General features: G+C 65.8%; 8 protein-coding genes. 4 read left to right on the forward strand and 4 right to left on the reverse strand.

The genetic code is table 11. From position 1 onward, the window contains the following. Positions 1 to 19: 19 nt before the first annotated feature. Both glgB and E3T27_RS15435 read right to left on the reverse strand, forming a co-directional pair. A complete protein-coding gene (glgB, locus tag E3T27_RS15430) occupies positions 20 to 2,344 on the reverse strand; it encodes a 1,4-alpha-glucan branching protein GlgB (protein ID WP_104197723.1) in 2,325 nt (774 codons plus the stop codon). After that, entirely contained in the window at positions 2,341 to 4,341 is a 2,001-nt protein-coding gene (locus E3T27_RS15435) for an alpha-1,4-glucan--maltose-1-phosphate maltosyltransferase (RefSeq protein WP_104197724.1), read from the reverse strand. Before E3T27_RS15435 ends, glgB begins: the two co-directional genes overlap by 4 nt. A gap of 246 nt (positions 4,342 to 4,587) precedes the next feature. Here E3T27_RS15435 and glgP point away from each other — a divergent pair, with 246 nt between their 5' ends. Continuing rightward, on the forward strand, positions 4,588 to 7,155 hold the full coding sequence (gene glgP / locus E3T27_RS15440) for an alpha-glucan family phosphorylase (protein WP_134573827.1): 2,568 nt from the start codon (positions 4,588 to 4,590) through the stop codon (positions 7,153 to 7,155). Positions 7,156 to 7,160: 5 nt separating this feature from the next. Here the strand turns inward: glgP and glgX are convergent, their stop codons facing one another. Further along, positions 7,161 to 9,239, reverse strand: a complete 2,079-nt coding sequence (glgX, locus tag E3T27_RS15445; protein ID WP_134573829.1) for a glycogen debranching protein GlgX — start codon at positions 9,237 to 9,239, stop codon at positions 7,161 to 7,163. 70 nt (positions 9,240 to 9,309) lie between these two features. Here glgX and E3T27_RS15450 point away from each other — a divergent pair, with 70 nt between their 5' ends. The 3 genes from E3T27_RS15450 to ligA all read left to right on the forward strand — a co-directional run bounded on the left by E3T27_RS15450 (position 9,310) and on the right by ligA (position 14,101). Further along, positions 9,310 to 10,521, forward strand: coding sequence for a cysteine desulfurase family protein (locus tag E3T27_RS15450; RefSeq protein ID WP_134573847.1), 1,212 nt, complete (start codon positions 9,310 to 9,312; stop codon positions 10,519 to 10,521). Between the two features lie 63 nt (positions 10,522 to 10,584). After that, on the forward strand, positions 10,585 to 11,856 hold the full coding sequence (gene mnmA, locus E3T27_RS15455; protein WP_134573849.1) for a tRNA 2-thiouridine(34) synthase MnmA: 1,272 nt from the start codon (positions 10,585 to 10,587) through the stop codon (positions 11,854 to 11,856). Further along, positions 11,849 to 14,101 (forward strand): NAD-dependent DNA ligase LigA, encoded by a 2,253-nt coding sequence (gene ligA / locus E3T27_RS15460; RefSeq protein ID WP_104197729.1) that lies wholly within the window; start codon positions 11,849 to 11,851, stop codon positions 14,099 to 14,101. The genes mnmA and ligA overlap by 8 nt, the downstream gene beginning before the upstream one ends. Positions 14,102 to 14,398: 297 nt before the next feature. Here the strand turns inward: ligA and E3T27_RS15465 are convergent. Next, positions 14,399 to 15,021 (reverse strand): zinc-binding dehydrogenase (locus E3T27_RS15465; RefSeq protein ID WP_166786239.1); only part of this gene is annotated, 623 nt, incomplete at its 5' end.

The following is a 15,021-nucleotide window of genomic DNA, read 5'->3' on the forward strand; positions in this document are numbered from 1 at the left end:
GCGCTCGAGCGGAATGCGCCTAACGGCGGAGACGCAACCATAAGCCAGCGAGGGGCGGCAGGGTCAGGGTTGCCGATGCCGGGCGACCGGCCCACGGCTCGTTGTAAGCCTCGACGGCGCCCTGGTTTCCCACGCCGGACCCACCGAAGTCGCCGGCATCCGTGTTGAGAATCTCTTCCCACTGCCCGGCGAACGGCAGGCCGACTCGGTAGTCGGTATGCGGATGCCCGGCAAAGTTGAAGAAGCAGGCGACGGGAACGCCGTGGTTGTCCCAGCGCAGAAACGACACGACGTTCTGGCCCGCGGCCCCGCCGTCGAGTAGCTCGAAGCCGCCCGGGTCGTTGTCTCGGCTCCACAGGCTGGCATTATCTCGGTAAACCCGGTTGAGCTGGGCAACGAGGTTGAACAGGCCGCGGTGCGCCGGCTGGTCGAGCATCCACCAGTCCAGTCCGCGGTCCTCGCTCCACTCCGAGCGCTGACCGAACTCGCTTCCCATGAACAAAAGTTGCTTGCCTGGGTGCGCCCACATGAAAGCAAGGTAGGCGCGCACGTTGGCGAGCTGCTGCCAGGAATCACCGGGCATCTTCGAGACCAGGGCGCCCTTGCCGTGCACGACCTCGTCGTGGCTGATCGGCAGCAGAAAATTCTCGCTGAAGGCGTAGATGAACGAGAACGTGATGTCATTGTGGTGGTACGAGCGGTACATCGGGTCGACCTGCATATATTCGAGCGAGTCGTGCATCCAGCCCATGTTCCACTTGAAACCGAAGCCGAGCCCGCCGCCGCTGGTCTGCGCGGTCACCCCGCCCCAGTTCGTGGATTCTTCGGCGATCATGATCGTGCCCGGATTGCGCTTGTACGCCGTGGCGGTGATCTCCTGCAGCAGGCTGATCGCCTCGAGGTTCTCGTTGCCACCGTACTTATTCGGCTCCCACTGCCCGGCCTCGCGCGAATAGTCGAGGTAGAGCATCGAGGCGACGGCGTCGACACGCAGCGCATCGATGTGGAATTCCTCGAGCCAGTACAGCGCATTGGCGACGAGAAAGTTGCGTACCTGCATCTGGCCGAAATCAAAGATGTAGGTACCCCAGTCCAGCTGCTCCCCGCGGCGCGGGTCCGGGTGTTCGTAGAGGGCCTGGCCGTCGAAGCGGGCCAGGGCGAAATCGTCCTTGGGAAAGTGGCCGGGTACCCAATCCATGATCACACCGATGCCGGCCTGGTGTAGCCGGTCGATCAGGTAGCGCAGGTCGTCGGGGGAACCGAACCGGCTGGTCGGTGCATAGTAGCCGCTCACCTGATAGCCCCAGGAGCCACCAAACGGATGCTCAGCCAGCGGCATGAATTCCACGTGCGTGAAACTGAGCTCCAGCAGGTACCCGACCAGCTCATCGGCCAACTCGCGGTACCCGAGGCCAGGGCGCCAGGAGCCGACGTGCATCTCGTACACACTCATAGCCTGGTTGTGGGGATCGTTGGCCGTGCGATTAGCGAGCCAGGCGGCATCCGACCACTCATAGTGCGACTCGGTGACGATCGACGCGGTCTGCGGCGGTACCTCGGCGAGCCGGGCCATCGGGTCGGCCTTCTCGACCCAGTCGCCGGACTGCGCGAGCAGCTGGAACTTGTAGTTGGCGCCGAGCGTGAGGCCCGGAATGAACAGCTCCCAGACGCCGGTGCTGCCCATATTGCGCATGGCGTGGGTGACGCCGTTCCAGCCGTTGAAGTCGCCGATCACCCGGGCGGCACGGGCGTGCGGTGCCCACACCGCGAAGGAGGTACCGGTGGAGGACGCCGTGACACCCTGGTGCTGGCGGTGGTGGGCCCCGAGCACGTCCCAGAGTCGTTCGTGGCGACCCTCACCGATCAGGTGCAGGTCGAGTTCGCCGAGCGTCGGGATGAAGCGGTACGGGTCATCACAAATCCAGGGCGGGGCGTTCTCGTAGCGGGCCTCGACCTCGTAGTCGCTGAGCCCGACGATGCCCTCGCCCTGCCAGATGCCGTGCGCGAGGTGGGTCAGCTCAACGTGCGATCCGTTAGCGAGAATGGCGAACACCTCGGTAGCGAGGGGACGTAGTGCCCGCATGATGACGACCGGGTCTGACACACCGTCTTGGACGGCGAGGTGCTGGCCCAGAACTTCGTGCGGGTTGTAGTACCGGCCGGCAGCGACAGCCTCGAGCACGTGGTCGGGCACCGGTTCGATCGGGGCCGCATGCTTCTGGATCTTCTTGGGCCCGGATTTGGGGGACTGTGCCTTCTTGCCGTCGATGTTCTTTCCCTGACCCTTCGTGCTCGTTGTGTCGTGTTTCTTATGCTTTGCGTTTTTGTCCTTGCCGCCGCTCATGCGAGTGCCCGGGCCGGATCGTGCGGCGTGACGTGCAGAATATGCACCGGTTCGGTGAAAGCGTCCAGACGCACGAAGTTATCGGACGACCAGGTCCAGGTGACGCCGGAGACGAGGTCGTGCACGTCGAAGGTGTCGCCGCGGGCAATGCCGAATCGGGTCACGTCGAGGTGCACCACCGTTTGGCGCACCGAGTGCGGGTCGACGTTGGCGACGATGATGAGGGCATCCGCTTGACCCGTTCCGGTGAAGGCAGCGCCCAGGAATTTGCTGTAGACGAGGATCGAGTCATCGTCGCTCGAGTGGATGTCGAGGTTGCGCAGCTGGCCCAGCGCGGGATGCTCGGAGCGGATGCGGTTGAGCAGCGTGATGTAGGGAGCGAGGGATTTTCCGAGCTCCTCGGCCGTGTTCCAGTCGCGCGGCCGGTACTCGTACTTCTCGTTGTCGATGCTCTCTTCCGCGCCCGGCCGAGCGACGTTTTCGAACAGGTCGAAACCGGCATAGACCCCCCAGCTCGGCGCGGCAGTGGCGGCGAGCGCCGCCCGAATCTTGAATGCCGCCGGGCCGCCGAATTGCAGGTACTCGGTGAGGATATCGGGGGTGTTCACGAACAGGTTCGGGCGCAGAAAGTCGGGGGTGTCGGTGGCGAGACCGTCGAAGAACTCCTCGAGCTCGCTCTTCGTGTTGCGCCAGGTGAAGTAGGTGTACGACTGCTGAAAGCCGACCTTGCCGAGGGCCTGCATGAGAGCTGGACGGGTGAATGCCTCGGCCAGAAAAACCACGTCCGGGTCAGTGGCATTGACCTCGGCGATAAGCCACTCCCAGAAGTCGAGCGGCTTGGTGTGCGGGTTGTCCACGCGAAAGATGCGCACGCCGAGGCTGATCCAGTGGCGCAGCAGTCGCAGCGCCTCGGCGCGGATGCCGGCGGGATCGTTGTCGAAATTGATCGGGTAGATGTCCTGGTATTTTTTCGGCGGGTTCTCCGCGAAGGCAATGGTGTCGTCGGGCAGGGTCGTGAACCACTCCGGGTGTTCCTTCACCCAGGGATGATCGGGGGAGGCCTGCAAGGCGAAGTCGAGAGCGAGTTCGATACCGAGGGAGGCGGCCTTCTTCAGAAAAAAGCTGAAGTCTGCGACGGTGCCGAGGTCCGGGTGGATGGCGTCGTGGCCGCCGTCAGACGAGCCGATGGCCCAGGGCGACCCCGGGTCGCCGGGGGAAACGGTGAGCGAATTGTTCGGGCCCTTGCGGAAGGCCTGCCCGATGGGGTGGATCGGGGGCAGGTAGAGCACGTCGAAGCCCATGGCGGCCACGGCGGGCAGGCGTTTGGCTGCGGTGCGAAAGGTTCCGCTCTTCCAGCTGCCGTCGGCGCGGCGAACGGCGCCCTCAGAGCGCGGGAAGAATTCATACCAGGAACCGACACCGGCCCTGTCGCGTTCGACGATGATCGTGCGTTCGGCCGAGAAGGAGGCCAGGCCAGCGAGGGGGCGAGCAGCGATGGCCTGCCGCAGCGCGGCATCCGCTACCGCGAGAAAACGCTCAGTGGCCGATTTGCCGGTGTCGGCAAGCGATGTGGCAGCGGCCTGGAACAAACGACGGGCGGCGATTGGGCGGCCGGTATCGCGGCCGGCCTGTGCCAGGAGAACCCCGCCGATGGTGAACATGAGCTCGACGTCGATGCCCGCCGGTATCTTGATCGCCGCGTTGTGTTCCCAGGTCGCGAAGTCGTCGGCGTACGCGCGCACCCGATATTGCCAGTGACCCGGGACGCCGAGCTGCGCCTCGATGCCGTAGCGGTCGGTACCGTCGGCCTGCAGCACCATTGGATGTCGCGTCGTGCTGCCATCCGGCGCCGTGAGCTGCAGGTCGACACCGATGAGGTCGTGCCCCTCGCGAAAAGCGGTCGCGGCAAACGGCACGACTTCACCGACGAAGGCGCGGACCGGCCAGCGATTGTCGTTTAGCTGGGGGGACAGGTCAAGAACCGGGATGCGACCCATGGAAGCGGTGAAACCGCTCCCCGCCGCGGTATCCGCGGACACGGTCGTGCGAGCAGTGCTCGATACTGCCGGCTGGATCGTCTTTTTCGCTGCTGTCTTGGCCACACCATGACCGTAGCGTGAACAGCGGCCGTGGCGCTCCCCTCCCGTCGGGCGTGCCCGTGCGCGTCGATTCCATCGGGCGTGCCTGCGCGCGTCGATCGAGGTGTCACAGATTAGTCATCCGGCACCCCTAAGGTTGACCTCGTGAAGGCCATCCGCAAATTTACTGTCCGTGCCGTTCTCCCCGGGCCCCTCGCGGCTCTCGAGGAGCTTGCCGGCAATCTCCGCTGGTCGTGGCATGAACCCACCCGGCAGCTGTTCGAGCGCATCGCTCCTGAGCTGTGGCGCGAGATCGGTGCCGATCCGGTCGCCCTGCTCGGCGCCGTCGACCCACGTCGCCTCGACGAGCTGGCGCAGGACCACGACTATGTGGCGCAGGTTGAATCCACCAGAGACGGCTTGCGCGATTATCTCGATCGACCACGCTGGTACCAGGGGCTCGAGGGCGAAAAACCGGCTGCGATCGCGTATTTCTCACCGGAGTTCGGCATCGCCGCTGCCCTGCCGCAGTATTCAGGGGGCCTGGGCATTCTGGCCGGTGACCACCTCAAGAGCGCGTCCGACCTCGGCCTGCCGCTGGTGGGCGTGGGGCTGTTCTATCGTGCCGGTTACTTCAGCCAGGCCATCTCGCCTGACGGCTGGCAGATGGAGAGCTACCCGCTGCTCGACCCCGACGGGCTGCCGCTCGCCGTGCTGCGCCGGGCCGACGGTTCGGCCGTGCAGGTGTCCCTCGCTTTGCCCGACGACCGCACCCTGCATGCCCGCGTCTGGCAGGCCAAGGTGGGTCGGGTTCGCCTGCTGCTGCTCGACGCCGACATTCCCGAGAATGCTGACGACCTGCGCCTGGTCACCGACCGCCTGTACGGCGGCGGCGGCGAACATCGGTTGCTCCAGGAACTCCTGCTGGGCATCGGCGGTGCCCGCGCCGTGAAGCTGTGGAGCTCGCTGCACGGACTGCCGGAGCCCGACGTGTTCCACACCAATGAAGGCCATGCCGGGTTCCTCGGCCTTGAGCGCATCTCCAGCCTGATCGGCGAGGGCCTGAACTTTCAGGAAGCCCTGCAGGTGGCCCGTGCCGGAACCGTGTTCACCACCCACACTCCGGTCGCCGCTGGCATCGACCGCTTCGAGCGTTCCCTCGTGCGGCGCTATTTCGGCACCGATCTGCTGCCCGGCGTCGACGTGGAAGACCTGCTCGCGCTCGGAGCGGAGAGTTACTCCGGGGGCTCCTCGGAGGTGTTCAACATGGCCGTCATGGGATTACGCCTCGGCCAGCACGCCAACGGCGTTTCGACCCTGCACGGCGAGGTCAGTCGCAGAATGTTCAACGGGCTCTGGCCTGGTTTTGATTCAGCGGATGTACCGATTACGTCCATCACGAACGGTGTCCACGCGCAGAGCTGGACCGACCCGGCGCTGAAGAGCCTCGCCAACGCCAAGCTCGGCACGAGCGACACCTCGACGGCGAACTGGGCCTCCCCTGATGTGTCCGACCAGGACCTGTGGTCGGTGCGGGGGCAGATGCGCCTGCAGTTCGTCGAGGATGCTCGCCGCCGTCTGCATAATGCCTGGCGCGACCAGAACCCGGGCGGGATCCCCCCGGCCTGGATGGGCCGGGTGTTCGACCCGAACGTGCTGACCATCGGATTCGCCCGCCGCGTTCCTACTTACAAGCGCCTGACCTTGATGCTGCACGACCCTGAACGTCTGCGCGCCCTGCTGCTGCACCCGGAGCATCCGATTCAGATCGTCATCGCCGGCAAGTCACATCCCGCCGATGAAGAGGGCAAACGACTGATTCAGAAGATCGTGCAGTTCGCGGCGGATCCGGCCCTGCGCACGCGCATCGCTTTTCTCCCCGACTACAACATTGCGATGGCCCAGCTCATGTATCCGGGAACGGATGTCTGGCTCAACAATCCACTCCGCCCGCTCGAGGCCTGCGGCACGAGCGGCATGAAGGCGGCCTTGAACGGCGCCCTCAACCTGTCGATTCTCGACGGCTGGTGGCCGGAATACTATGACGGCAAGAACGGATGGGCAATTCCGTCGGCCGATTCGGCCGGTGACTCCGCCGAACGGGACCGGCTCGAAGCTGAGGCGCTGTACGACCTGATCGAACACCAGGTTGCCCCGACGTTCTATGAACGCAACGGCGACGACGTACCCGAACGATGGGTGTCAAATATCCGGCACACCCTCAGTACCCTGTCGCCCGCACTTTCCGCTGACCGCATGGTCAGTGAGTATGTGCAACGTCTGTATCGCCCGGCCGGGCACTACGAAGCGCTCATGTCGGCGAACAACTACCGCGCGGCCCGCGAACTGGCGGCCTGGAAAGGGCGGATCGTCTCGGCCTGGCCGCAGGTCGCGGTGACCCACGTCGAATCGGGCGGCGTTTCGTCGGTGCCAGAAGTGGGTGATGAGCTGCACCTGCGCGCGCACGTGCAGCTCGGCGGACTCGTCGCTGAAGACGTGACCGTCGAGGTTGTCTACGGTAAAAGCGTCGGCACCGATGAACTGCGCGATGTGGTGAATCAGGCGCTCGAACCGGTACTGGTGAAAGAAGCACCCGCCGGGGGAGCCACCCTGTTCACGGGAACGGTTGAACTCGACCGGGCCGGAACGTTCGGTTACACCGTGCGCGTCGTTCCGAAGAATGACCTGCTCATCAGCCCAGCCGAAATGGGGCTGGTCGCCGTCGCAGGTTAGCTGGCTCAGGCAAGGGGCGTGCGGCGCGGCACGAGCGCGCCGTGAGCGCGCATGAGTTGCATCGAGGCACCCGGAACGAACAGGGAAGTGCCCGGTGCGTGCTCGATGACCGAGTCACGCAGGTCGTCGTGACTGGAATCCCAGAGCAACGTATACGCATCCACTCCCTCATGCCTGGGCAGTGTGACCGTCTCGTCCTGCTCCCGCGCGTTGATCACGAGCAGGATGCGGTTGAACGCTTCATGCTCGGGGGTCGACGCCGCCATGTACTGCAGAGTGCGCTCGGTCGGCGAGTTCCAGGCGTCGCCGGTGAGCGCCTCGCCGTCGATGTTGTACCAGTCAAGCTGGCTGGCACTCGGCGTGGTCTCACCGAACCGCCCGAAGTGCACCGGACGCAACGCCGGGTTCTCCCGGCGCAGCTGCAGCAGGCGGCGAGTGACCCGGTGCAGGTCCTGCTGCCAGTCGTCGAAATCCCAGTTCAGCCAGGTCAGCTCGCTGTCCTGGCAGTAGGCGTTGTTGTTGCCGCGCTGGCTGCGCCCGAACTCGTCGCCGGCGGTGAGCATGGGGATGCCGGCCGACAGGAGCAGGGTGCCGAGCAGGTTGCGCATGGCCTTGCGACGGGTGGCCAGTATGGCCACGTCGCGAGTCGGCCCCTCCACCCCGTGGTTGTACGAGCTGTTGTTGTCGGTGCCGTCACGGTTCGACTCGCCGTTGCCGAGGTTGTGTTTCACGTCGTACGCGGTCAGGTCGGCGAGGGTGAACCCGTCGTGCGCGGTAATGAAGTTGAGCGAGGCGAGTGGGCCTCGCTTCTCGGAGAAAGTGTTCGAGGAACCGGCGACCCGCGTCGCGAACCGTCCGATCCCGCTGCCGGCTGAGCCACTCAGGCGCAGGCTCTTCATATCCGAAAGCCAGAAGTCCCGCATGCGGTCGCGGTAGCGGTCGTTCCACTCGGTCCAGCCGGGCGGAAAATTGCCGGTCTGCCAGCCGCCCTGGCCGACATCCCACGGCTCCGCGATGAGTTTCACGCCGGCCAGCTCCGGGTCGTCGCGAATCTCGGTGAGCAGCGGATGCTCCGGGTCGTAGACGACGCCGCCGTCGCGGCCGAGCGTCGCCGCCAGGTCGAAGCGGAACCCGTCGATCTGCAGGTCGTTGGCCCAGTAGCGCAGCGAATCGAGCACGAGCCGTTTCGGCACGTCGTGGCTGAAGTTGACCGTATTGCCACAGCCGGTTACGTCGATGTAGGCACCGGACTCGTCCTGCCGGTAGTAGCCTGCATTGTCGATGCCGCGCAGACTCGTGACCGGGCCGTTGCGACCCTCCTCGGCGGTGTGGTTGTAGACGACGTCGAGGATGACCTCGAGCCCTGCCTCGTGCAGCAGCTTGACCATGCCCTTGAACTCGCGCAGCACCGCTGCCGGCCCGGCGGACTGGGCAGCCTGGGTGGCGTAGTCGGCGTGCGGGGAAAAGAAATTGAGGGTGTTGTAGCCCCAGTAGTTGATCAGGCCCTGTTTGATCAAGCGCTGCTCCGACACGAACGCCTGCACCGGCAAGAGTTCAACCGCGGTCACGCCGAGGTCCTTCAGGTAGGCGATGGTGGATTCATGGGCGAGACCGGCGTAGGTGCCTCGCAGCGCGGCCGGAACCAGCGGGTTCAGCCGGCTGAGGCCGCGCACGTGCGCCTCGTAGACCACGGTGTGATCGAGGGCCGTGCCCGGCTTCTCGGCGCCGTTCCAATCGAAATAGTCGTCGACCACCGAGGACTGCCACAATCCGGCGCCGACCCGAACCAGGCCACGTGAATACGGTTCGATCAGGGTCTTCTCGGGGTGAAAAGAATTCTGTGCGCTGGCCGGGCCTGACACACGGATGCCGTATCGGCGCCCCGGTGACAGCGTGCGCGATTTGCCCGACCACACGCCGTGCGCATCCTGCGCCATCGGTACGCTTTTGATGATCCAGTTCGGGTCGATCTCGTCGAACAGACACAGGTCCATGGCGTCGGCATGTTCGGCCCAGACGCGGAGTTCGCCGCCGGCGCTGGTTAGTCGCACACCGAGGTTGCGCAGGGGGTCGGTGGAACTCATGGATTCAAGAGTAATCAGTGTGGGCGAGCGTGACGACCACCGGCATCCGCTCGACTGTAAAATGGCAGGCATGGTTGTCTATCTGGATCACGCGGCGACCACGCCGATGCTTCCCGCCGCTATTGCCGCCTACGCCGAAGCGATGAGCGTCGTCGGTAACCCTGCCTCGGTGCACAGCCAGGGCCAGAATGCCAAACGGATGCTCGAAGAATCGCGCGAGATCGTGGCCACCAGTCTCGCCTGCGATCCGATCGAAGTCGTCTTCACCGGAAGCGGCACCGAGGCGATCAACCTCGGCATCAAGGGCTTGTTTTGGGCCCGCGCCCCGCGCCGGCGCATTCTGGTGCCCGGCGGCGAACACCACGCGACCCTCGATACGGTGGAGTGGCTCGCACAGCACGACGGAGCCATCGTCGAGTGGATTCCGCTCGATCATGAGGGACGCATCGACCTCGGCGCGCTGGCGGATGCCATTGCGCGTGACCCCCTGGACGTTGCGCTGGTGAGTGTGATCATGGCCAATAATGAGGTCGGTACCCTCGAGCCCGTCGCCGAGGTGGCGGCGCTCGCCGCCGCCAACGGCATTCCGGTGCACGTCGACGCTGTCGCCGCCTACGGGTACGTTCCGGTCGACTTTCGCACGCTCGCCGCTGCCGGTGTGTCGGCGCTGAGCGTATCGGCGCACAAGGTCGGCGGCCCGGTCGGCATCGGCGCGCTCGTACTCGGCCGGGCGACGACCGTCGAGCCACTCATCCACGGCGGCGGCCAGCAGCGCAAGGTGCGTAGCGGCACCCAGGATGTCGCGGCGGCGGTCTCGTTCGCGGTGGCGGCATCCGCCATCACCGTCGAGCAGCGGGCGGCCCGGCAGCCAGAAGGGGCGGGAGGCACTGAAACCGTTCGCCTGACGGCGCTGCGCGACCGGGTGATTGCCGGTGTGGCGCTGGTCGCTCCCGGCGCCGTACTCAACGGCGACCCGACCACCCGGCTGCCGGGCAACGCCCACTTCAGCTTTCCCGGCTGCGAGGGCGACTCGCTGTTGTTCCTGCTCGACGCGGCCGGGGTGTCGGTGTCGACCGGATCAGCCTGTCAGGCCGGGGTGCCGGAACCCTCGCACGTGCTGCGGGCGATGGGACGCAGCGAGGTCGAGTCCCGCGGGGCCCTGCGCATCACCCTCGGCCATACGTCGACCGACGCCGACGTCGACGCGCTGCTCGCGGCTCTGCCCGCAGCCCACGCCCAGGCGCTCGTTGCCGGTCTGGCCGATCGGGTGCCCGGGCACTGACGGGCTGACGTTTGCTCAAACGGGCACTCCGCGTACACTCGTTGAGTGAAGGTTTTAGCAGCAATGAGTGGCGGTGTTGATTCCGCCGTCGCAGCCGCGCGCGCGGTCGAAGCTGGACACGAGGTGGTTGGCGTGCATCTGGCGCTGAGCCGGATGCCGGGCACACTGCGTACCGGCAGCCGTGGCTGCTGCACCGTGGAAGATTCGATGGATGCCCAGCGCGCGGCCAACATCATGGGCATTCCGTACTACGTCTGGGACTTCTCAGAACGATTCAAACTCGACGTCGTCGACGACTTCATCGCCGAGTACGCCGCCGGCCGCACGCCGAACCCGTGCATGCGCTGCAACGAGAAGATCAAGTTTGCCGCCCTGCTCGAAAAGGCTATGGCCCTCGGCTTCGACGCCGTCTGCACCGGCCACTACGCGAGTATTCTGACGGATGCCGATGGCAACAAGCAACTACACCGCGCGGCCGCCTGGGCGAAAGACCAGTCCTACGTGCTCGGCGTGCTCAGCGCTGACCAGATCAACCACTCCATGTTTCCGCTCGGCGCCACGCCGACCAAGGCCGAGGTGCGCGCCGAAGCGGCCGAGCGCGGCTTCTCGGTGGCCAACAAGCCCGATTCCTACGACATCTGCTTCATTCCCGACGGCGATACCAAGGGCTGGCTCGGCGAACGCGTCGCGCCGGTGACCGGCAACATCCTCGACCGGGAAGGCAACACCCTCGGCCAGCACGACGGCGCCGTCGCGTTCACCGTCGGCCAGCGCAAGGGACTGTCGATCGGCACTCCGGCCGCCGACGGCAAGCCGCGCTTCGTGCTCGAGGTACGTCCGATCACCAACACGGTCGTCGTCGGTCCGAAGGAGGCTCTCGCTATCAAGGAGATCGCCGGCAACAAATACACCTGGGCGGGGCTTGCCCCCGAACATCCAGATGTCGCGTTCCCCTGCCACGTGCAGATCCGCGCCCACGCCGACCCGGTACCCGCGGTGGCCCAGGTCGTCTCGACCACCGCAGTGACCGGAGTCCGCGGCTCGGTCGAGTTACGCATCATTCCGAACGAGCCGCTGGCTGGCGTCGCCCCCGGGCAGACCGCCGTCTTGTATGTCGGAACCCGGGTACTCGGCCAATGCACCATCGACCGCACTGTCAGCGCCGTTCCGGTTGCTGTCACCGCTACTGTCCCCACCGCTTCTGTCCCCACCGCTTCTGTTCCCACCGCTTCTGTTCCCACCGCTTCTGTTCCCACCGGTACTGTCCCCACCGCTTCTGTTCCCACCGGTACTGTCCCCACCGCTTCGGCCAGCCCCGTCCCGGTCAATGCCTGAGTCCGTTGCTGCCACCACACCCGACGCGCTGAGCGCCGCAGCCGCCGAGGCTGCCGATATCACTACCCGCGTGCTCGCTGCCCGTGACGCCTATTACGAGCGCGATACCGTCGTCATCTCCGACGCCGAGTACGACCGGCTGGTTCAGCACCTCGGCGAACTCGAGCGATTGCATCCCGAGCTGGCGAGCCAGGACAGCCCCACCCAAACGGTTGGTGGTCGGGCCGAAGTCACCCTGTTCGACCCGGTGACACACGCCGAACGCATGCTCAGCCTCGACAACGTTTTCTCCCTCGAAGAATTCGAGGCCTGGGCTCGCAAAGCCGCGGAGAACTCCGGTCGCGCGGTGCACTACCTGTGCGAGCTCAAGATCGACGGCCTCGCCATCAACCTGCGGTACGCCAATGGAGTGCTCGTCTCCGCCGCGACCCGCGGCGACGGGGTCGTTGGCGAAGACGTGACCGAGAACATCGACCTCGTGCCCGGCATCCCGAGTCGCCTGGCTGGCACCGGGCATCCGTCGCTCATGGAGGTGCGCGGAGAGGTGTTCTTTCCGACGGTCGCGTTCGACGAACTGAACGCGGCGCAGTCCGCGGCCGGCGAGCGTATGTTCGCCAACGCCCGCAACGCTGCGGCCGGGTCGTTGCGGCAGAAAGCCTCCGGCAAAAACGCGGACCAGCTGCGCCTCATGAAGGCGCGCCTGGGTCGGCTGCGCATGCTCGTTCACGGTATCGGCGCCTGGGAGAACCCACCCGTGCAGACCCAGTCCGAGGTCTACGGCCTGCTCCAAGGTTGGGGGTTGCCGACCAGCAGCTACTTTCGCGTGGTCCCATCGGTCGCCGAGGCGGCTGAGTTCATCGAATATTACGGAGCGCACCGCGGTAGCGTCGTGCACGAACTCGACGGCATCGTGATCAAGATCGATGAACTGGCCCTGCACGCCGAGCTTGGCGCCACCAATCGGGCGCCGCGCTGGGCGATCGCCTACAAATACCCGCCGGAGCAGGTCAACACGAAACTGCTCGACATCGTCGTGAGTGTCGGCCGCACCGGCCGCGCCACCCCCTTCGCGGTCATGCAAAAAGTACTCGTGGCCGGCAGCGAGGTACGCCAGGCGACACTGCACAACCAGGACGTCGTCAAGGCCAAAGGGGTCCTGATCGGCGACACGATCGTGCTGCGCAAGGCCGGCGACGTCATTCCCGAGGTACTGGGCCCGGTCGTCGAACTGCGCGACGGCACCGAACGCGAATTCGTCATGCCCCAGAACTGCCCGGAATGCGGCACCCCGCTGGCCCCGGCCAAAGAGGGCGACATCGACCTGCGCTGCCCGAACGCGCGCAGCTGCCCCGCGCAGGTGCGCGGCCGGGTCGAACACATCGGCAGCCGTGGGGGGCTCGACATCGAGGTGCTCGGCGAGGTCGCGGCTTCTGCGCTCACCCAGCCGACCGTGCCGGCCGAACCGCCGCTGTCGACCGAGGCCGGCTTGTTCGCCCTAAAACTTGCCGACCTGTTGCCCATCCAGGTGATCGTGCGCGACGCCGAAACGGGCTTGCCGAAGGAAGACGACGGAGTTGCGAAAATTCGTATGCCGTTTTGTCGCAATCCGAGTCCGGCCGAGAAGAAGCAGGGTCTGACCGGCCTGCAGCCGTCCTCCAGCGCGCTCAAGCTCCTGACCGAGATCGAGAAGGCCAAGACGAAGCCGCTGTGGCGCATTCTGGTGAGCCTGAACATCCGTCATGTCGGCCCGGTCGCCGCCCGGGCACTGGCCAACCACTTCGGCTCACTCGACGCCGTTCGTGCGGCGACCCGCGAAGAACTCGCCGGGGTCGACGGGGTTGGCGGCATCATCGCCGACGCAGTGCTCGCCTGGTTCGTGGTGGACTGGCACGAAGATATCGTCACCCAGTGGGCCGCGGCCGGCGTGCAGTTCGCCACGCCGGGCCACCCCGGTCCGGGCGCGGCCGAGGCCGCCGGGGGAGTGCTCGCGGGGCTGACCGTCGTGGCCACCGGATCACTCGAGGGCTTCACCCGGGAGGGCGCGCAGGAGGCGATCATCGCCGCCGGCGGTAAAAGCGCATCGAGCGTGTCCAAGAACACGGACTTCGTGGCAGCAGGGCCGGGCGCCGGATCGAAACTCGGCAAGGCCGAAACCCTCGGTATTCGAATCCTCGACGCCGACGAATTTCGAACCCTGCTCACGGAGGGGCCGGCCGGGTTGGCGGCCGCGCCGGCATCCACATAGGCTGCTACGCCGGCCACTTGCGTTCTCGTAGGATTTCTCCCGCCCCGCACGTGGCTCACGGCGATGTAATTGTCGCTATCCCGTGGGGTCTGGGTCGGCACGGTGGCTCCTCTGATCAGGGCACCGCGCTGAACGCGGGGCGGCACTCGCAAGTGCCGCCCCGCCGAAGGTCGCGCCCATGTTGGAGCTTGTGCTGGTTGCGCTTTCGGTGTGGATCATTGAACGAACTCGAGTTCACGCCCTCACTCGTCGAGTCTGAGGGTTGATCGCGCTGCGGCGAGTTCGTTCGACGTTGCCCTATTCGGGCTTGAGGATGACTTTGGTCCACCCGTTGTTGCGGTCGCCGAAGTTCTTGTAGGCATCCGCGGCTTTGCTGAGCGGGACCTCGTGTGAGACGATCCACGACGGCTTGGCCTTGCCGACGGCAATCAGGTCGCGCAGTTGCCGATTGTATTTCTTCACCGGGCATTGGCCGCTGCCCATACTCTGGCCTTTGAGCCACTGCAGGCCGTAGTCAATAGCAAGCTTGCCCTGTTTGGCGTTCTCGTCGAAGCCGCCAGGATCCGCCGGCAGGAAGACACCGACTACGCCGATGCCCCCGGTGATGCGCACGGACTGGATCAGCCGGTTCAGAGTCATGGCAGGATCCTCGGTGCCCTGGGGGTCGTGGGCTTGATAGCCTACGCATTCACATCCCCGGTCAGCGCCGATACCCTTGGTCTGGTCCAAAACGAACTGAACCGGGTCAGTCTTCGAGTCATCAACGGCGATCGCGCCGATCTGCTCGGCGAGGGCCAGCCGGTCGGGGCGTCGGTCCACAACCCAGACTTTACTGGCGCCCTTGATCATGGCAGACAGGGCAGCCATGAGCCCGACCGGACCAGCACCGTAGACCACGACCGTGTCACCGGGGATGACGC

The sequence above is a fragment of the Cryobacterium lyxosi genome (genome assembly GCF_004403345.1).
Taxonomy (GTDB): Bacteria; Actinomycetota; Actinomycetes; order Actinomycetales; family Microbacteriaceae; genus Cryobacterium; species Cryobacterium lyxosi.